A 19,185-nucleotide genomic window follows, 5' to 3' on the forward strand; every position below is an offset into this window, starting at 1 on the left:
GTCGAGTCGCGGCCCCGAGCCTGATACCATGTTCAGCTTCGATGGCAACCCTGACCGTTGAGAATGGCCGCTAATACCCAGGAACCGACCCGTATCCGCGAGATTCCCTATAACTATACGTCCTTCTCCGACCGAGAGATCGTGGTCCGTTTCCTCGGCGAGGAGACCTGGGACCTGCTCAATGAACTCCGCGGTGAGCGGCGCACCGGGATCTCGGCGCGCATGCTCTTCGAGGTCCTCGGCGATCTCTGGGTTGTCTCCCGCAATCCTTACATCCAGGACGACCTGATCAACACCCCCCGCCGGCTGCGCGCGCTGGTCAGCTCCATGCACCACCGCGTCGATCAGATCTTCGCGCGCGCCGATGGCAATCAAAAAGGCATTGACCTGGGCGAGCGGGCCCGCCAGGCCGTCCGCGATTTCGAGCAACACTACCGCCAGCAGCGCCAGCGCCGGCAACGCATCAAGCGCCGCCTGGCCCGTCATACGCGCAGCGATAACATCTGCTTCGACGGCCTTTCACGGGTCTCCCACGCCACCGATGCCACCGACTGGCGGGTCGAGATCCCGTTTCTCGTCCTCACACCGGATACCGAGCAGGAGATCGCCCCGCTGGTGGCGACCTGCATTGAAGAAGGCCTGACCATCATCCCCCGTGGGGGCGGCACCGGCTACACCGGCGGTGCCGTTCCGCTGGATGGCGATTCGGCGGTGATCAACACCGAAAAGCTCGACGCCATCTCGCCCGTCGAGGAGGTGGACCTGCCGGGGGTCGAGGGCCCGGTGAGCACCATCCACGTCGGCGCCGGCGCCGTCACCCGCCGGGTCAGCGAGCGCGCCGAGGCCCACGGCCGCGTCTTTGCCGTGGACCCCACCTCTCAGGATGCCTCGACCATCGGCGGCAACATCTCCATGAACGCCGGCGGCAAGAAGGCCGTCCTGTGGGGCACGACGCTCGACAACATCGTCTCCTTCCGGATGATCACCGCCGAGGCGAAGTGGATCGAGGTCGAGCGCCTTGACCACAACCTGGGCAAGCTCGATGACCTCGACACGGTGCGCTTTAGGGTCACGCACTACGCCCGGGACGGGCGCACCCCGGAGGGCGAGCCGCAGATCCTCAGCTTCTCGGGCACCTCGTTCCGCAAGCCGGGGCTGGGCAAAGACGTTACCGACAAGTTCCTCGGCGGTCTGCCGGGTGTCCAGAAGGAGGGCTGCGACGGGCTGATCACCTCGGCGCGCATGCTCGTCCACCGCATGCCCGAGCACCAGCGCACCGTCTGCCTGGAGTTCTACGGCCACGACCTGCACGAAGCGGTGCCGGCGATCACCGAGATCCGCGACGACCTGCTTGCCGATGAGAACGTGGCACTGGCCGGACTCGAGCACCTGGACGAGCGCTACATCCAGGCTGTGGATTACTCGCCGAAGGCCAACCGCAGCGAAATCCCCAAGATGATCCTGCTCGCGGATCTGGCCAGTGACGACCCCGACGCGGTGGCGGAGGCGGCGTCGCGCATCGTACGCCTAGCCAACGCCCGCAACGGTGAGGGCTTCATCGCAGTCTCGGCCGAGGCGCGGCAGCGGTTCTGGGCCGAGCGCTCGCGTACCGCGGCCATCGCCTCGCACACCAACGCCTTCAAGATCAACGAGGACGTCGTCATCCCGCTGGAGCGGCTGGCGGAGTACACCGAGGGCGTCGAGCGGATCAACGTCGAGCAGTCGATGGGCAACAAGCTGGCGATGCTCCGCGAGCTGCTCGATTACCTCGACGGTGACATGCCCGAGGTCCGCCAGGTGAAGGACTTCGTGGACAGCGAGGAAGGCGACCGGATCCTCGCCGACAAGAAAGCTACCGCCCGTGAGCACCTGAGCCGCGTCCGCGAGCGTTGGCAGCGGATCCTGGAGGCCTTCGACGACCGCGCCGCCGAGCGTGACGACCTCCTCGACGAGACGGCCCGCGCCGACTGCCGCCCGGACGACCGGATTATCGATCTGCTCCTGCGGCGCAGCCTGCGCATCTCTTACCGCCGGGAGGTCGAGCGACCGCTGGAGGAGTTCTTCAAGGGCCGCGACCTGCAGCCGGTGCGTGCGCGCTTTACCGAGATCCACGACCGCGTGCTGCGCAGTCGCCTGTTCGTCGCCCTGCACATGCACGCCGGTGACGGCAACGTGCACACCAACATCCCGGTCAACTCCGGCGACTACGGCATGATGCGCGAGGCCGAGCGGATCGTCGACCGCATCATGGAGCTGGCGCAGTCCCTCGGTGGCGTCATTACCGGCGAGCACGGGGTCGGCCTGACCAAGATGCAGTACCTCGACCCCGAGCAGGTGCAGCGCTTTGCCGAGTTCATCGATCGCGTCGACCCGCAGGGGCGCTTCAATCGCGGCAAGCTGATGCCGGGCTCCGGGCTGGAGAACGCCTACACACCGTCGCTGTTCCTGGTCGAGGAGGAGGCCCTGATCCTCGAGGAGAGCGAACTCGGCGAGCTCAACCGCGACATCAAGGATTGCCTGCGCTGCGGCAAGTGCAAGCCGGTGTGCAGCACCCACGTGCCGCGGGCCAACCTGCTCTACTCGCCGCGCAACAAGATCCTCGCCTCGGGGCTGATCATCGAGGCCTTCCTCTACGAGGAACAGACGCGGCGCGGGCTGTCGCTGCGCCACTTCGACGTCATGAACGACGTGGCGGATCACTGCACCATCTGCCACAAGTGCCTCAAGCCTTGCCCGGTGAACATCGACTTCGGCGATGTCACCATCCGCCTGCGAGATATCCTGCAGCGGCGCAAGCAGCGGCGCACGCGCCCGCAGGCGCGGGTGGCCATGGGCTTTCTGAACCTGACCGACCCGCGCCTGATCAACACCCTGCGCCTGGGCATGGCACGCTTTGGCTTTGCCGCACAACGCCAGGTCTCCCAGGGCCTGCGCCGGCTGGGCGTGTTCCCGCTCAAACGGCGCCCGGGCGGCACCACGGAGCGCTCGAGCATCCCCGCCCAGGCGGTTCACTTCCTCGAGAAGCCGATGCCCTCCAACGTGCCGCCCCAGGGCATGCGTCAGATCCTCGGTGCCGAGGAATCGGACCACATCCCGATCATCCGCGACCCGCAGAAGACCGATGAGAACAGTGAGGCGGTCTTCTACTTCCCGGGGTGCGGCCCGGAGCGATTGTTCAGCCAGGTGGGCATGGCCACCCTGGCCATGCTCCATGACGCCGGGGTAAAGACCGTTCTCCCTCCGGGGTACCTTTGCTGTGGCTACCCGCAGCACGCCGGCGGCTACATCGATCGCGCCAAGCAGATCACCACCGCCAACCGGGTGCTCCTCCACCGGGTGGCCAACACCCTGAACTACATGGACATCCAGACGGTGGTCGTCTCCTGCGGCACGTGCATCAGCCAACTGGAACTCTACGAGTTCAACCGGATCTTCCCGGGATGCCGCCTGATCGACATCCACGAGTTCCTGCTCGAGAAGGGCTATCGGCTGGAGGGCAGCGGTACCACGCAGTACCTCTATCACGACCCCTGCCACCCGTCGATCAAGACGCAGAACCCGACGAGCGTGGCCACGGAACTCATGGGCCAGCCCGTGCAGCTCTCCGACCGCTGCTGTGGTGAGTCCGGGATCTTCGCCGTCTCCCGTCCGGATATCTCCAGCCAGGTGCGTCATCGCAAGCAGGAAGAGATCCGCCAGGGCGTGGAGTCGCTGACCGGGGCCGAGCGAGCCGAAGACGGCAACGTGCGAATGCTGACCACCTGCCCGTCGTGTCTGCAGGGCCTGTCGCGCTATCGCGAGGACACCGGCGTCGAAACCGACTACATCGTCACCGAGATGGCCCGCGAACTCCTCGGCCAGGACTGGCAGGAGCGCTTCACGGAGCAGGCCCGCAAGGGCAGCCTGGAGAAGATCCTGCTGTGATGAGCGCAGGGTAGGCGACGGTGCGCGAGCTGATTGACGAGCTGCTGTGGCGATCCGGCACCTGGGTCCACGGGCATGTCCACGACATCGCCCTGGCCCTGGTGGCCACGCTCCTGGTGGTCTACGGGGGCAGCATCAACCGCTTCGTCGCCCGCCCCCTGCGGCCCTATCCGTGGCTGATGCGCGTCGGTGCGTTCGTACTGATGTGCGCCTTCGGCTACGGTCTGGTCACGGTCTGGATCACGCCCCTGCTTGCCGAGGCCCTGCTGTATATCGAAACGCGCTACCTGGGCGTCGCGGTTATCGGCGCCTTCCTGGTCATCGGCTGGCTCGCCGAGCGCCGCAACCAGATCTGACGGCACCGTAGCGACCTCACCACAAGGAGTTCCACCATGCTGATCCTGCTGCTGGGCCTGATCCTGTTCCTCGGCACCCACTCGATCCGGGTTGTCGCCGACGATTGGCGGGCCAACCAGATCGCCGCCTACGGCGAGATTCCTTGGAAGGCCGCCTACTCGGTGCTCTCACTACTGGGGCTGGTTATCGCCATTTACGGCTACGGGCTGACCCGGGTCGATGCCATCTGGGTGTGGACGCCCCCCACCTGGACCGCGCACCTGATGGCGCTAGTGATGATTCCGGCCTTCACCCTGCTCTTCGCCGCCTACGGGCCAGCCAACCGCATTCGCAACGCCATCGGCCACCCGATGTTGCTGGCGGTAGCACTGTGGGCCCTGGCCCACCTGATGGCCAACGGGCGCCTCGGTGATCTGGTCTTCTTCGGCGCCTTCCTGGCCTGGGCCGGCGTGACCTTCGTCTCGGCGCGGGAACGGGATCGCCGTCAGGCCACGACCCCGGCCGAACCGAAACGATTGGGGGATGCTTGGGCCATCGTCGGTGGGCTGATCGGCTACATCGTCTTCGCCCTGTTTCTGCACGTACCGATCACCGGCGTCCCGGCCCACTTGTAGGGACCCGGCACCCGATGGCGGGTCCCGCCAACCAACGGGACCCGCTCCTCAGGTGCCCGACCCGCCGGCTGCACGCGACCAGGCCTTGGGGAATAGGCTGACCACGGCACCGCCGCGGTACATGCCGATACCGACGGTATGGCCGTGATGGCGCAATACGCTGTGTCCTCCCTCGGCCAGGCCGACGCAACGCTCCGGCCCGGGGAACAGCGGCTCGCGGCGGAAAAAGGCGTGGACCTCGTCCCGGTCCAGCTCCAGCACGGGCCCCCGGGCACAATGGCCCAGGGCCATGACCCCGGCCGTGGAGGGCTTGGGCGGCCGGGTCTGCGCCCGCACTGCCGGAATCCCGCTGCGCACGACCGGCACCCCTCCCGCCGCGACATGGCCGGAGGCGACCACCTTGGCGTACTTGCTGCCCTCGAAGAAGGCCGTCAGCCCATCCAGCACATCCTCCGGCACTCCGAGTTCGTCCTTGAAGGTCTGCAGCAGAACCCGGGCGCGTGGCTCCTCCTGCACGGCAGGAAGGTCATCCGCTGGGTTCTCGCGCTCACCGCTGCCCACACGACGCAACACCGCCACGAAAAAGCCCCCGGTGTCGTTGTGGTGGGGCCACAGGCGTCCGCAGGACTCCATCTCGGCGCCGTAATGGGCCCCGTCCCATGCCTCCAGACCTGGGCTCAACTGCAGCCCCGACACCCTTGCAGGTACCAACTCGAACGCGCCCGGGGCTCGCTCGAGCGCGGCAGCGACCACCGCCTCATTCTCTTCCGGGGCAAACGTGCAGGTCGAATAGACCACCGTCCCCCCGGGCCGCGTCAGCGCCATCCCGCGCAGCAGCAACCGCTTCTGCCGCTGAACGAGCCGCTCGCGGAACGTCGGTGATGTCGGCTCGGCGGCCGTCGCGGTCTTGCGAAAGGTGCCCTCGCAGCTGCACGGGGCATCGACAACGACCTTGTCGAAACGACCCGCAGCCCAGGGCATACCCTGCCCGTCGCGAACGGTCTGGGAGACATTGAACAGCCCGTGCCGTTTGACCGCCTGACCGAGAGCTCCCAGGCGGCCGGCACTGGCGTCGTTCGCGACCACGGTGCCCCGATTGGCCAGGGCATCTGCAATCTGGACCGTTTTGTTCCCCGGGGCGGCACAGAGATCGAGGACCCGTTCGCCGGGTCGCGGATCGAGCAGTTGCACGGGCAACAGCGAGGCAGCTTCCTGGATCTGGTAGAGACCGGCGATGGCGCCCCAGTGGTGGCCAGGCCGGAATCCGCCTTCAACCAGTAGAGCATCCCCCTGCCAGCCCAGCGGCTGCGGATCCCACCCCTCGTCCCGCAAAAGGCTGGCCAGCTCATCTCTGGAAAGCCGCGTCGTATTGGCGCGCAGACACGGGGTTAGTGGCCGCTGAAGGGTGCCGCAGAAAGCCTCCCAGTCGTCAATCAGGGGTCGGTAGCGGGTATAGGCGCTCTCACCCCGGGCCAGATCCTCGGGCGGCTGGTATCGCTCTCTTCGGGCCACGCTCCCTCCGGGTCAAAACCGCTTATTGTAACCGGCCGCGAATCCTTCGGGCACGATGGAAGCTGCACAGCGCCCGCGTCCTTCCCAATAACCCTGCAGTCTGTGCGAAACTGCCCCGAAGAAAACCGCCCTTGTGCGGGCCCGGTCCGGGGGTGTGCCGGACGATCCGGGAGGAGACCGATGCAGCAAAGGGGCGATGCCGGCAAACGCTCCGGGGCTTTCACCACCGCCGGTCCGGGCAACGCCCCCGTGGGGGTTCAGACCTGGCTGGCAGCGCTGGATGCCATCGAGGTTCCAATCTTTATCCACGATGCCGAGCACCGGATCGTCGAGGCTAACCGGGCCTACTACGAGCAGGTCGGCCTACACCCTGAAGACGTGCTTGGGCGCCCCTACTACGAGATCTTCCCCCGACGCGACGGCCCCCTGCCCGGCTGCCGCCACGGACTCCAAGCAGCACAATCCGGGCACGGCAAGAACGATCCGACCGGGGACGCGGCGCTGGAAGAACGCTTCACCGTGGATACCGGCGAAACCTTCCTGTCGCGCTCCTTCGCCGTATACGACGAGGAGGGCACCTACCGGCACTCGGTGCACATCCTGGAGGACATCACCGAGCGCAGCCGTGCGGAACGGGAACAGACCCGGATCCACCAGGCCTTGCGCGAGCGCGAGGAGCAACTCCACCGACTGTTCGAGAACATGACCGAGGGCGTCCTGGTGGTCACCCCGGACGGTACCGTGCGTTACGCCAACCCGAGTGCGGCACGGCTCTTCGCGCGCGACAGCGCAACCCTGATCGGGGCCGTGATCGGCCTGCCCATCGGCGGACCCGATGCCCAGGAAATCGAGCTGCGCAGTCCCGGCGGGGAGTTGCGGACGGTCGAGATGCGCGTGCGCGAGATCCACTGGCAGGACCAGCCAGCCCACCTGCTCAACCTGCGCGACGTGACCGAGCGCAAGCGCATCGAGACCGAACTGCGCCAGGCCGCTATCGTCTTCGAAGAGGCCCGGGAAGCCATCCTGGTCACCGATGCCGAACAGCGCGTGGTCGCGGTCAATCCGGCTTTCACCGAGATCACCGGGTATGCCGAGCAGGAAGTCCTTGGCAAGGACCCGGCGCTGCTCTACTCCGGTTTCCACGATGAGGGCTTCTACGAGGCCATCCACCGGGCCCTGGCCGAGCGCGGCTACTGGACCGGGGAGATGTGGAACCGGTGCCGGGATGGCACCACCTTCGCCAGCCTGGTTACGATCCGCGCGGTCTATGACAGTACCGGGCAGCTGACCCATTACATGGCGGTGCTCGCCGATATCTCCCGGCTCAAGGAGTATCAGAGCCAGCTGGAGCGGATCATGCACTCAGATCCGCTCACCGGCCTGCCCAATCGCCTCGTGTTCCAGGATCGCCTCCATCAGGCCCTGGTGACCACGCAGCATCACACCGGCTGTTTCGCCGTTCTCTCCTTGGATCTCAACGATCTCAAGGCGATCAACTACAGCCTCGGCCACGCGGTGGGCGATGCCATCTTGCAGCAGCTCGCCGAGCGGCTGCGCGCCACCCTGCGCGAGGAGGACACCGTAGCCAGGCTGGGCGGCGACGAGTTCGGTGTACTGCTCCTCGGCGTCCGGGACGCTAGCGAGGTGGCAACAATCACCGAGGGATTGAGCCGGGCGTTGGATGCCCCCTTCCAGATCGCCGACCGGAGCATTCCCATCGCCGCGAGCATCGGCATCGCCGTCTATCCCGAACAGGAAGCCGGTGCGGCCGACCTCTTCCAGCAGGCGAATGCTGCCATGCATCAGGCCAAGCGCGAGGGCATCAACTACCGCTTCTTCAGCGAGGAACTCACCGAGCAGGCCCGCGAACGGGTTCAGCTGGGCAGCGAGCTGCGCCAGGCCCTCGACGAGGGCGGGTTGGAACTCCACTACCAACCCCAGATCGAGCTGAGTAGCGGTGCCTGGGTGGGGCTGGAGGCCCTGGTCCGCTGGCACCATCCGGTACAGGGCTGGATCAGCCCGGAGCGGTTCATCCCGGTGGCCGAACGCATCGGCCTGGTGACCGCGCTGGGCGCCTGGGTCCTCGAGCAGGCCTGCCGGCAGGGACGCGCCTGGCTCGACGCGGGCTTTAACTTCGGCCGCCTGGGGGTCAACTTCGCCGCCCCGGAACTCACTGCGCCCGATCTCGGCCAGCGCGTACTGGCCACGCTCGAGCGCACGCGGCTACCGGCCCGCCACTTGGAGATCGAGGTCACCGAGCGCCTGCTGGTGGATCCCGATCCGGTGGTGATCGAGCAACTGCAACAACTGCGCGATCACGGCGTCACGGTGGCGCTCGACGATTTTGGAACCGGCTACTCGGCGCTTAGCTACCTGCGGGACCTGCCGGTGGACCGGCTCAAGATTGACCGCAGCTTCGTCGACGGTCTGCCGGAAGACGAGCGCACACTGGCCATCGCCCAGGCGATCGCCGGCCTCGGCCGTAATCTCGGTTTTACTATCATCGCCGAGGGGGTCGAGACACCGGCGCAGCGTGAGGCGCTCATCGGCATCGGCTGCCCCTGGGCCCAGGGGTTCCTGTTCGCCCGGCCCGCGCCGGTCGCCGGGATCGAGGCCATGGCCCCGCACTTCCCGCGGGGCGCCCTATAGCGAAGGAGGCGGAGAAGCCGGCCGCGCAAAATAGAAGCCCTGCAATAGGTCGACACCGACTTCGCGCAGCCACTCGGCCTCATCCCGCTCCTCGACCCCTTCGGCAACGGTCGTGGTGCCCAAATTGCGGGCCATGCCGACCATTGCCTCGACGATGGTCGCCTGCCCCGGGTTGCGATGCACGTGCCGGATCAACTCGCGGTCGATCTTCACGAAGTCCGGCTCAAGATCCTTGAGCAGATTCAGGGAGCCGTAGCCGGCCCCAAGGTCGTCCAGGGCGATGCGGAACCCACCCTGCCGATACTGATCCACGATGTGGCGCAGGTGACGGTGGTCGGAGATCGCTTCGGTCTCGACAACCTCGAAGACAATGCGCCGCGGGTCCAGGCCAAGTTTCTCCACGGCGCCCACGGTGGTGCGCAGGCAGAAGGCCGGGTCGTAGATGGCCGTTGGCCGGAAGTTGATAAACAGGTTGGCCTGAATCCCCTGGAGGTGGCTATCACGGATCGCCGCCACGCGCGCCAGTCGATCCAGGTGAAACTCCAGATCAGCCAACTCCGCCGCCCGGAACATCGCCCCGGGTGCGATCACCCCCCCGTCGCCGCCGACCCCGCGCATCAGGCACTCGTAGGCGAACACCCGCTGCGGATCCCGTGCATCAACGAGGGGCTGATAGTGGATCTGGATCCGCTCGCTGCGGATAACCTCCAGCAGCCACTCGTGCTCGGCGCGAGCCACCCAGGTGGAAAGCGGACGGGACTGGAACAGCGACCGGGCGTCGAACACCTCACCGTGCTCCATGAAGACAGCGGAACCGGCGGCCATCTCTGGTTCGCTCATCAGCGGCTCCAAGGCGGCGAGCAGCACCGGCAGCGCCTGCCCCGGTACCTCGACTCCCATGACCCCGGCCGCCGGGAACCGCACCCGCCACCCGGCGTCGCGCAGTCGGACGTAGACCCGATCCCGCGTGTGCTGCAGCGGCGGGGCCAGGTAGAACGTCCCCGGGGCCGGACTCAGATCGGGCAGCTCCGGGCTGCCGGGGCAGATGGTGGGAACTTCAATGGTCATCGGTACGCTGCTCTCCTTGGGTGACGACTCCGTACGGTGGCGGACAGCCCCGCGCTGCTGCGGTTTTTTCACGCTTAGCCTAATGCATGGCCCCGGAGAACTCCCATAGTGGTGCCGGCGAATCTGGCACAATGCGGCTGTCTCACCACAACGGGGGTTCCCATGGAAGATCCGCGCGCTGTCTCCACGGGCATTGCCGGCGTCGACGAGATCCTCGATGGCCTGCGCCTGGGGGACAACGTCGTCTGGCGTGTCGAAGATCTCGACGACTACCGGGCATTCCTCAGGCCTTTTGTGGAGACCGCCCGCGAACAGGGGCGTGCCATCATCTACCTGCGCTACGGGCAGCACGCCCCCCTGCTCAACCCCGGCTCCGGCGTCCGGGTGGTGGAGATCGATGCCCGCGGCGGCTTCGAGGCCTTCACCAGCCGCGTCTATCAGTTGATCACGGACTACGGCCGCGGCGCCTTCTACGTCTGCGACTGCCTGACCGATCTCCTCCAGGCCTGGACCACCGATTACATGGTGGGCAACTTCTTCCGTGTCGTCTGTCCATACCTTTTCGAGCTCGACACGGTCGCCTACTTCGCCTTGTGCCCGCACAGTCACTCCCACGGCACCCTGGCGCGGATCCGCGAGACCACCCAGGTACTGATCGACGTGCGCCGGGCCGGCGATGAGGTGCATATCCAGCCCGTCAAGGTCTGGCGGCGGCACTCACCGACCATGTTCCTGCCCCATCGCCAGCGCGGCGAGCGGTTCTTGCCGGTGACCGACAGCAGCGACGCCACGCGGTTGCAGGACCGGCTGGAGCGCCAGCACCAGGAGGATCGTCAGCGCCGCCTGCTCGACTACTGGGATCGCTTGTTCCTCAGTGCCGGGGAATGCCTGGATCAACCCGCCGACGACCCCCAGAGGTGCGCGATCCTCGAGGAGCTGCTCGGGGCGTTGATCGGGCACGACCCGCGCCTGCTGGGGCTCGCGCGGCAGTACCTCGGTCTCGACGATCTGCTGGCCGTGCGCGCGCGGATGATCGGCAGCGGGCTGATCGGCGGCAAAGCGGTGGGCATGCTGCTGGCGCGCAACATCCTGCTGGCCGAGGACGCACAACGCTGGCAGGCGGCGCTCGAACCCCACGACTCCTTCTACCTGGGTTCCGACGCTTACTACGCCTACATCGTGCACAACGGATGGTGGCCGCGGTTAATGCGCCAGCGCACCGAGGCGGGTTACTTCGAGGAGGGGCGCGAACTGCACCGGGCCATGCTCGAGGGTGAGATGCCGCCAGAGATCCGCCCGGAGCTCGAGCGCATGCTCGATCACTTCGGGCAGTACCCGATCCTCGTGCGCTCCAGCAGCCTTCTGGAAGACGGCTTCGGCAACGCGTTCGCCGGCAAGTACGAGAGCATCTTCTGCGTTAACCAGGGCAGCCCGGAGCAGCGACTCGCCGAGCTTGAGGAGGCCATCCGTCGGGTTTACGCCTCCACGCTGGCCGAGGATGCCCTGGTCTACCGTCGGCAACGGGGGCTCGATCGCCTGGAAGAGCCGATGGCCCTGCTCATGCAGCGGGTCAACGGGCGCTACCACCGCCATCTCTACCTCCCCGATGCCGCCGGGGTCGGCGTCTCACGCAACCCCTTCGTCTGGGACGCGGGGCTCGACCCAAAGGCGGGCATGCTGCGCCTGGTGATGGGCCTCGGCACACGGGCGGTGGATCGCATCGGCACGGACCACGCCTGTGTCGTCGCCCTCGATCAGCCCCACCGCCGCCCCTTCCGCGACCGGGACGACCTCTACCGGTTCTCGCAGCACGAGGTCGACTGCCTCGATGTCAACGCCAACAGCCTCGCCTCCCTACCCCTGCGGGAGCTGGTTGCCCAGGCCGAGGACCTCCCGCTGGAGCGGCTCGGTGAGCTAGACCGTGCGGCCACGCAACGGGCCCGCGAACTCGGCGACAGCAACCCGGTCTGGCGGTTGACCTTCACCCCGCTGCTGCGCAGCGAGGATTTCGTCACCCGGGCCGCAGCCATGCTGCGGACGCTGGAGTCTGCCTACTGCCACCCCGTGGACGTGGAGTTCACCGTGCATCTGGATGAGGCCGGCACCGCCTCCTTCAATCTGGTCCAGTGCCGCCCTCTGCCCACGCGTGGCGAGGGCTCGTTGGCGCCACTGCCCGAGTCGGTCCCCGAAGAGCGACTGTTCATGCAGAGTGAGGGCCACTTCATGGGCGGCAATCTGGATCTGCACCCGGGGCACATCCTCCGGGTCCACAGCAGCCGCTACGCTGCCCTGAGTCGTGAGGCGAAGCATCAGGTGGCCACACTCATCGGCGTGCTCACCCGCCGCTTGGCCGAGGAGGAACCCGGCGCACCCATCGTGCTCATCGGACCGGGCCGTTGGGGGACCAGCAGCCCAGAGCTGGGTGTGCCAGTCGGCTTCGCGGACATCAGCCGCGTGGCGGTCCTCGCCGAGGTCGCGGAGATGGGATCGGAGGTGGTGCCCGATCTCTCCTTCGGGTCCCACTTCTTCCAGGATCTGATCGAATCGGGGATCGCGTACGTGGCGCTGTTCCCGGGAAGGCCCGGCAGCACCTACCGGCCGCAATGGCTCGACGGCGGCCCGGCACAGCCTGCCGAGACGCCCCGCGGCCAGGGCGCCCCCGACGACGTATCGGCGGCGGTCGAGCACTTCCGCGTTCCGCCCGGAAGACTGCGCCTCGCCGCCGACCTCGTCGAGCAGCGCCTCCTGGCCTACCAGCCCTAGATCAGCCCCATCGCTACCATGGCATTGCTGACCTTGATGAAGCCGGTGATGTTGGCACCGGTGACGTAGTCCCCGGGGACACCGAACTCATCGGCGGTTTCGTAGCAGTTGCGGTGGATGTCGACCATGATCTCGTGCAACCGCTCCTCGGTGTGCTCGAAGGTCCAGGAGTCGCGGCTGGCGTTCTGCTGCATCTCCAGGGCGCTGGTGGCCACGCCGCCGGCGTTGGCCGCCTTGCCGGGACCGTAGGCGATCCGGGCCTCCTGGAACATGCGGACCGCCTCGGGCGTACAGGGCATGTTGGCCCCCTCGGCCAGCGCGGTGCAGCCTTTGTTCAGAAGCTCCCGCGCGTCCTTGCCGCTGATCTCGTTCTGCGTTGCGCAGGGCAGCGCCACGTCACAGGGGACGGTCCAGATATTGCCATCCTCGACGTACCGGGCCTTCGGCCGCTCGTCGGCATAGACGGAAATGCGCCGCCGCTCCACTTCCTTGATACGCTTGATGCGCTCGAGGTCGATGCCGTCTTCGTCGACGACGATACCACTCGAATCGGAGCAGGCGATGACCTTGCCGCCCAGCTTGCGGATCTTGTCCATGGCGTAGATAGCCACGTTGCCCGAGCCGGAGACCACGCAGGTCTTGCCCTCAAGATCCTCTCCACGGGCCTTGAGCATCTCCTGCAGGAAGTAAACGGTGCCGTAACCCGTCGCCTCCTTGCGGGCGCGGCTACCGCCCCAGGTCAACCCCTTGCCGGTGAAGACACCGGATTCGTAGCGGTTGGTGATCCGCTTGTACTGGCCGAAGAGGTACCCCACCTCTCGCTGACCGACGCCGATGTCACCGGCGGGCACATCGGTGTACTCGCCGAGGTAGCGGTAGAGTTCGGTCATCAAGCTCTGGCAGAACCGCATGATCTCGTCGTCGGAGCGGCCCTTCGGATCGAAGTCGCTACCCCCCTTGCCGCCGCCGATGGGCATGCCAGTGATGGCGTTCTTGAACACCTGCTCGAAGCCAAGGAACTTGATGATGCCCAGGTACACCGAGGGGTGGAAGCGCATGCCGCCCTTGTAGGGGCCCATGGCGCTGTTGAACTCCACCCGGAAGGCGCGGTTGATGTGGATCTCCCCGTTGTCGTCTTGCCAGGGAACCCGGAAGATGATCTGACGCTCCGGCTCGCAGATCCGCTGGATGATCTTGTGGTCCGCGAACTCCGGGTACTTGCTCATGACCGGGCCGAGGGTCTCGAGCACCTCGTGCACCGCCTGGTGAAACTCGCTCTCGCCGGGGTTGCGGCGAACAACATCCTGATAGATCGGTTCCAGTTTCTCGTCGAGCCGTGCGGTCATCTTCTTCTCCGTTTTTCAGTGCCCCGGAGACCCATGCGGCCCCCGACAGGACGATATCTCTTCTCCGGCGGGCGCCCGGACGGATCCGGCACCCACCGACAGGATCTCAGGCGCGGGAAGTCTGCACTAAAAACGGACCCGTGTGCACCATCCCGGTGCCACGGCGATCATCTCTGTGCGGCATACGGTCGCCGGTGAACGGCTCAGACGCCGCGGATCGCCCCTGCCATCCGCTCGATGCCAGCGAGGGTGAAGACCAGGATGATCAGGATGATCAGCACTGCCACCGACCAGGTCAGCACACGCCCCCAGAACGTGCCCTCAAGGATCTCTCGCAAGCGGCCCATAACGATACCCCAATCTCTCGCGACCACGGTCTCGGCCTCATCGAGAGTTTGATGCAGCGTGCTCCTGCTCGTTCCACGCTGCGACATCAAGCCGTGGGCAGATTTGCCACGTCAGTTGTTGCCGCCCGACGGCCCCTTGCCGCACATGTCCGCGATCGCGCAGACCCCGCACCCCCCGTGACCGGACCCTTCCCCCTCCGGCGTGGTAGGCCCGAGTTCCGGGTGCCGGCGCGCGAAACGGCGCGCCGCACCCTGGACACCGACCCAGCCGACAACCAGCGCAAAGATGACGAGGAACGCCGCAACGTAGGTGCCCATATCGGCTACCCCCCGAGTCCAGCGAAGCCCATGAACGCCAGCGACAGGACCCCGGCCAGCATCAGGCTCATCGCCGCGCCGCGGGCCACGGAGGGCACGTCGGCCAGATCGACCTGCTCGCGCAGGCCCGCCATCAGTACGATCGCCAGGATGAACCCGGCGCCGGCGCCCAGGCTGTAGGTCACCGACTGCAGGAAATCGTACTCGTAGCTGGTCTGGAACAGCGCCACGCCCAGGATCGCGCAGTTCGTGGTAATCAGCGGTAGGAAGATGCCCAGTGCCCGGTAGAGGGGCGGGCTGAACTTCTTCACCACCATCTCCACCAGCTGCACCGCCGAGGCGATGACGGCGATGTAGGCGATCAGGCTCAGGAACTCGAGCTCGAAGTAGCCCAGCACGATGTTGATGCCGTAGGCGGCCAGCGACGCGATGAGCATGACGAAGGCACTCGCCACGCCCATCGGAAAGGCCGTGCCCAGCTTGCCCGACACCCCGAGGATGGGGCAGATGCCGAGGAACAGGGCGAGCACGAAGTTGTTGATGATCGCCGCATTGAGGAAGATGTAGCTCAGGGAATCAGCGTCCATCGGCGGTCGCCTCCTTACCGGCAGCGGCGCGCTTGTTCTGCCGCTCCTTGATCCAGGCAAAGAGCAGCAGCCAGCCGGCGAGCACGAAGAACCCGCCCGGCGGCAGCAGCATGATCACCCAGGGCTCGAAACTGTCGGCGAAGACCTGAATACCCAGGATCTCCCCCGCCCCGAGGAGCTCACGCACGGTCCCGAGGCAGAGCAGTGCCAGCGTGAAACCGGCCCCGACGCCGAGGGCGTCAATCAGCGTCTTACCCAGCGGCTTGCGCGACGCGAACGCCTCGGCCCGGCCGAGGATCATGCAGTTGGCCACGATTAGCTGAATGAACGCCCCGAGGGCGTTGTAGATATCCAGGCTGATCGCCTGAATCGCGTAGTCGACCACCGTGACGAAGCTCGCGATGATCACGATATAGGAGGCGATGCGCACCTCCTTGGGGATGAAATCGCGCAGAATGGAGACCAGCCCGGTGGAGCAGACCAACACGAAGGTCGTAGCCAGCCCCATCGCCAGCGCGTTCTCGGTCGTGTTGGTCACGGCCAGCACCGGGCACATCCCCAGGAGCATCACGAAAACGGGGTTCTCCCGCCAGATGCCGCTGAGGAAGGTATCCATGGTGATCGGTTCTTGCTCACGCTTGGCAGCCATCAGTCATTCCTTTCCAGCTCGGACCAGTGCCCCTGGAGCTGCGGCAGTCGCTCGTCCGCGCTCCGGTGCAGCATGTCTCCGATGGCTTCGGCGGAGACGGTGGCCCCAGTGATCCCGTCAATATCGCCGGGATCCTCGCGCTCTCCCGGGTCTACGGTGCGGATGCCGTGCTTCAGTCCGGTACCGTCCTCATTCAGTGAGGCGTCCAACCCTTCGATACTGCCCAGGAAGTCCGGATCGGTCTCGATCCGGTCCCCCAGACCCGGCGTCTCCTGGCTCTCCAGGACGGACATGCCGACAATGCACGCGCAGGACGGGTCGTAGCCGTAGAGGATGCGGATCACATCCGCATACCCTCGCCCCGAGGCCTCTAGCGCCACTCCGGCCAGGGTGCCGTCCTCGGTATAGCCGGCGTGGATGATCGGGCCTCGCTCCTGGGCGTCCTCCTTCGGCACCGGGCCCTCGTCGGTCAGCACGAAATCCCGGCGTTGCGTAGCCCCGGGGATGACGTCGAAGACCGCCTGCTGCAGCGCCCGTTCGTGGTTCTCGGCGATGATCGGCCGGGTCCACTCGACCACGCTGACCACCAGCAGCCCGGCGAACAGCGCGATCACCCCCAGCGTCCCGATCAAACGCAGGCTGGAGGTCGGCGTCGGCGCCACCTGCTGGGACTGGGCTGCTTCGCTCATTGCCCCCTCCTCTTGCGCAGGCCATACATCCGCGGCTGGGCAATGCGCTCGATTAGCGGCACCGCCGCATTACCGAGCAGGATCGCGTACATCACACCCTCGGGAAGACCACCGAAAAAGCGGATAATGACCGTCAGGAAGCCGATCAGGATGCCGTAGATCCAGATTCCGGCCGGCGTTACCGGCGACGAGGACATATCGCTGGCCATGAAGAAGGCGCCCAGCATCAGGGCCCCGGAGGCCAGCACGAAGAGCGGATCCGGGTAGGCGGCGGGATCCAGGGCGTAAAACACGCCGGCCGTGGCCGCGGCACTGCCCAGCACCGAGACCGGCACGCGCCAGTTCACCGCGCCACGCAGCACAAGGAAAAGGCCGCAGACGAGGACCAACAGCGCCGAGGTCTCCCCGGCCGAGCCGGCGATGGTCCCGAGCATGAGGTCCCACGTTTCAGTGGCGATCTGCCCCTCGAACTTCCACTCGGCCAGCGGGGTCGCCGTTGTGTACGCGTCCACCGAATCCGGCGTCATGAACGGCAGGGCCAGCGTCGACGGCAGAAACTCCGTGAAACGATCAGCCAGGCCGGCCTGCGTCCAAGTGGAAGACGCCTCGGGGAAGGCCGCGGCGGCGAAGGCACGGCCAAGCAGCGCCGGGTTGAACGGGTTGTAGCCCAACCCCCCGAACAGCGCCTTGCCCAGGGCGATGGCCACGAAAGCCGATACCGCCGCCATCCACAGCGGGAAGGCCGGCGGCAGCGTCAGGGCCAGCAACAGCCCGGTAATGACCGCACTGTAGTCCCCGATCGTACTCGCACGACCCGATAGCTGATTGAACAGCTGCTCGGTCAGGACCGCCGTGACGGTGGTCACCACTAGCAGTGCGGCGACACTGATGCCGAACTGGTAGACCGAGAAGGCACACACCGGCAGCAGAGCCAGGACCACCGAGCGCATGATGCGCTCGACCGTGTCCGGCTCCTTGATGTGGGGCGATGTCTTGATCTCGATACGCGGGCGCATTAAGAGGCTCGCTCCCGATTCAGCGATTTGGCAATCCGGAAGTACTGCACCAGTGGGATGTTCGAGGGGCAGACGTAACTGCAACAGCCGCACTCGAAGCAGTCATTGAGATGGAAGCGCTCTTCCATGGCCTCGTACTGCCGCTTGGCTGCAAGCCGCCCGAGCTCAGCCGGGTTGAGCCCCACCGGACACACCTCCACACAGCGACCGCAGCGGATGCACGGCTGCGTCGGCGGGCGATCGGTCTCATCGCCAACCCCCTCGGGCAGCACCAGCACCCCCGAGATCCCCTTCGTGACCGGCACATCCAGGAACGCCACCGTGTTCCCCATCATCGGCCCACCGAGGATGATTCGGCTCGGATCATCTCCCTCGAAGCCGACCTCCTCGAGCAGGTAGCGCAGCGGCGTGCCGACAGGGACCCGATAGTTGCCGGGGCGTTCCACGCCGGGACCGGCCACGGTGATGACGCGCTCGATCAGCCCCTCCCCGCGCGGGAGCAGGTGCCCGAGCTGCGCCATGGTGCCGATGTTGTTGACCACGGCCCCGATCTCGTAGGGCAGGCCACCCGAGGGCACCTCCCGGTCAAGCAGGGCCTTGATCAACATCTTCTCCGAGCCCTGGGGGTACTTGGACTTGAGCTGCACCACCCGGATGGCGTCTTCTTCGGCGACCGCCTGCTGCAGCGCGGCGACGGCATCGGGCTTGTTGTCCTCGACGCCGATCACCGCCTCCGGAGCACCCACCGCCCGCATCGCCAGGCGCACGCCGGCGATGATGGACTCAGTGGCTTCGATCATCAGCCGGTGGTCGGTACTGAGGAAGGGCTCGCATTCGCAGCCGTTGACCACCAGCGTGTCGATGGCGTAGCCCTCCGGCACCGAAAGCTTCAGGTGGGTAGGAAACGACGCCCCCCCCTGCCCGACGATCCCGGCGTCCTGAATGGCCTCGATGAGCTCCTGACGCGAGAGGGCATCGAGATCCCGCTCCCGGCTCCAGCGCACCACCTGGCTATCGCCCGGAGCCGTGCGCAGGAGAATCGCCTCGGTCTTGGGACCGCGGGCGGTGGGCATGAGCTCGACCCCCTCCACGGTACCGGTCACCGGGGCGTGGATCGGAACCGAGGGCCAGCCATCCGCCTCGGCGATCGGCTCACCGCGGCTCACCTCCTGCCCACGGGTCACCAGCGACCGCGCCGGACGCCCGAAGTGCTGCGTCAGCGGCAGCACCATGCGCGGGGCAAACGACAGACGCCGAATGGGCTGCTTGCGGGTCTGATCCTTGCGCCCCGGGGGCTCAATCCCCCGGGGGAAGGTCAGTCCACCCAGAAAGGACAGCACGCTCAT

15 protein-coding genes are annotated in these 19,185 nt (G+C 66.6%); 5 read left to right on the forward strand and 10 right to left on the reverse strand.

The window, feature by feature from the left end; all coding sequences use genetic code 11:
* The first annotated feature begins 63 nt into the window (after positions 1-63).
* The 3 genes from LRA98_RS00855 to LRA98_RS00865 are packed head-to-tail and all read left to right on the forward strand — an operon-like array spanning position 64 to position 4,895.
* The gene (locus tag LRA98_RS00855; protein ID WP_238632567.1) at positions 64-3,924 is read left to right on the forward strand and encodes a DUF3683 domain-containing protein; all 3,861 of its coding nucleotides are present in this window, start codon (positions 64-66) and stop codon (positions 3,922-3,924) included.
* A gap of 20 nt (positions 3,925-3,944) precedes the next feature.
* On the forward strand, positions 3,945-4,280 hold the full coding sequence (locus LRA98_RS00860; protein WP_238632566.1) for a DUF3392 domain-containing protein: 336 nt from the start codon (positions 3,945-3,947) through the stop codon (positions 4,278-4,280).
* A gap of 36 nt (positions 4,281-4,316) precedes the next feature.
* Positions 4,317-4,895: an NnrU family protein gene (locus LRA98_RS00865; RefSeq protein WP_238632565.1), complete on the forward strand. Its 579-nt coding sequence runs from the start codon at positions 4,317-4,319 to the stop codon at positions 4,893-4,895.
* Positions 4,896-4,943: 48 nt separating this feature from the next.
* On the opposite strand, the gene LRA98_RS00870 is transcribed toward LRA98_RS00865, so the two are convergent.
* Entirely contained in the window at positions 4,944-6,407 is a 1,464-nt protein-coding gene (locus tag LRA98_RS00870) for an RsmB/NOP family class I SAM-dependent RNA methyltransferase (protein ID WP_238632564.1), read from the reverse strand.
* 180 nt (positions 6,408-6,587) lie between these two features.
* On the opposite strand from LRA98_RS00870, the gene LRA98_RS00875 reads away from it, so the two are divergent.
* Entirely contained in the window at positions 6,588-9,056 is a 2,469-nt protein-coding gene (locus LRA98_RS00875; RefSeq protein WP_238632563.1) for a sensor domain-containing protein, read from the forward strand.
* Here LRA98_RS00875 and LRA98_RS00880 read toward each other — a convergent pair.
* A complete protein-coding gene (locus LRA98_RS00880) occupies positions 9,051-10,124 on the reverse strand; it encodes an EAL domain-containing protein (RefSeq protein WP_201167333.1) in 1,074 nt (357 codons plus the stop codon). The genes LRA98_RS00875 and LRA98_RS00880 overlap by 6 nt on opposite strands.
* Positions 10,125-10,286: 162 nt before the next feature.
* Between LRA98_RS00880 and LRA98_RS00885 the strand changes: the two genes are divergently transcribed.
* The gene (locus tag LRA98_RS00885) at positions 10,287-12,887 is read left to right on the forward strand and encodes a PEP/pyruvate-binding domain-containing protein (RefSeq protein ID WP_238632562.1); all 2,601 of its coding nucleotides are present in this window, start codon (positions 10,287-10,289) and stop codon (positions 12,885-12,887) included.
* On the opposite strand, the gene gdhA is transcribed toward LRA98_RS00885, so the two are convergent.
* The 8 genes from gdhA to rsxC all read right to left on the reverse strand — a co-directional run bounded on the left by gdhA (position 12,884) and on the right by rsxC (position 19,185).
* A complete protein-coding gene (gdhA, locus tag LRA98_RS00890; protein ID WP_201167339.1) occupies positions 12,884-14,233 on the reverse strand; it encodes an NADP-specific glutamate dehydrogenase in 1,350 nt (449 codons plus the stop codon). The genes LRA98_RS00885 and gdhA overlap by 4 nt on opposite strands.
* A 203-nt stretch (positions 14,234-14,436) precedes the next feature.
* Positions 14,437-14,580: a hypothetical protein gene (locus tag LRA98_RS00895; protein WP_201242549.1), complete on the reverse strand. Its 144-nt coding sequence runs from the start codon at positions 14,578-14,580 to the stop codon at positions 14,437-14,439.
* A 111-nt stretch (positions 14,581-14,691) separates the two neighbouring features.
* The gene (locus LRA98_RS00900; RefSeq protein ID WP_201242550.1) at positions 14,692-14,898 is read right to left on the reverse strand and encodes a hypothetical protein; all 207 of its coding nucleotides are present in this window, start codon (positions 14,896-14,898) and stop codon (positions 14,692-14,694) included.
* Positions 14,899-14,903: 5 nt separating this feature from the next.
* A complete protein-coding gene (locus LRA98_RS00905) occupies positions 14,904-15,485 on the reverse strand; it encodes an electron transport complex protein RnfA (RefSeq protein ID WP_201167363.1) in 582 nt (193 codons plus the stop codon).
* A complete protein-coding gene (rsxE, locus tag LRA98_RS00910; protein ID WP_201242552.1) occupies positions 15,475-16,134 on the reverse strand; it encodes an electron transport complex subunit RsxE in 660 nt (219 codons plus the stop codon). The genes LRA98_RS00905 and rsxE overlap by 11 nt, the downstream gene beginning before the upstream one ends.
* On the reverse strand, positions 16,134-16,823 hold the full coding sequence (locus LRA98_RS00915; protein ID WP_238632561.1) for an FMN-binding protein: 690 nt from the start codon (positions 16,821-16,823) through the stop codon (positions 16,134-16,136). The genes rsxE and LRA98_RS00915 overlap by 1 nt, the downstream gene beginning before the upstream one ends.
* Positions 16,820-17,839 carry an RnfABCDGE type electron transport complex subunit D gene (locus LRA98_RS00920; RefSeq protein ID WP_201167372.1) on the reverse strand — a complete coding sequence of 340 codons (1,020 nt, stop codon included), beginning with the start codon at positions 17,837-17,839 and terminating at the stop codon, positions 16,820-16,822. The genes LRA98_RS00915 and LRA98_RS00920 overlap by 4 nt, the downstream gene beginning before the upstream one ends.
* Positions 17,839-19,185 carry an electron transport complex subunit RsxC gene (rsxC, locus tag LRA98_RS00925; protein WP_238632560.1) on the reverse strand — a complete coding sequence of 449 codons (1,347 nt, stop codon included), beginning with the start codon at positions 19,183-19,185 and terminating at the stop codon, positions 17,839-17,841. The genes LRA98_RS00920 and rsxC overlap by 1 nt, the downstream gene beginning before the upstream one ends.

Origin of the sequence: Halorhodospira sp. M38 (assembly GCF_022227985.1) — a bacterium.
GTDB classification, from domain to species: Bacteria; Pseudomonadota; Gammaproteobacteria; order Nitrococcales; family Halorhodospiraceae; genus Halorhodospira; species Halorhodospira halophila_A.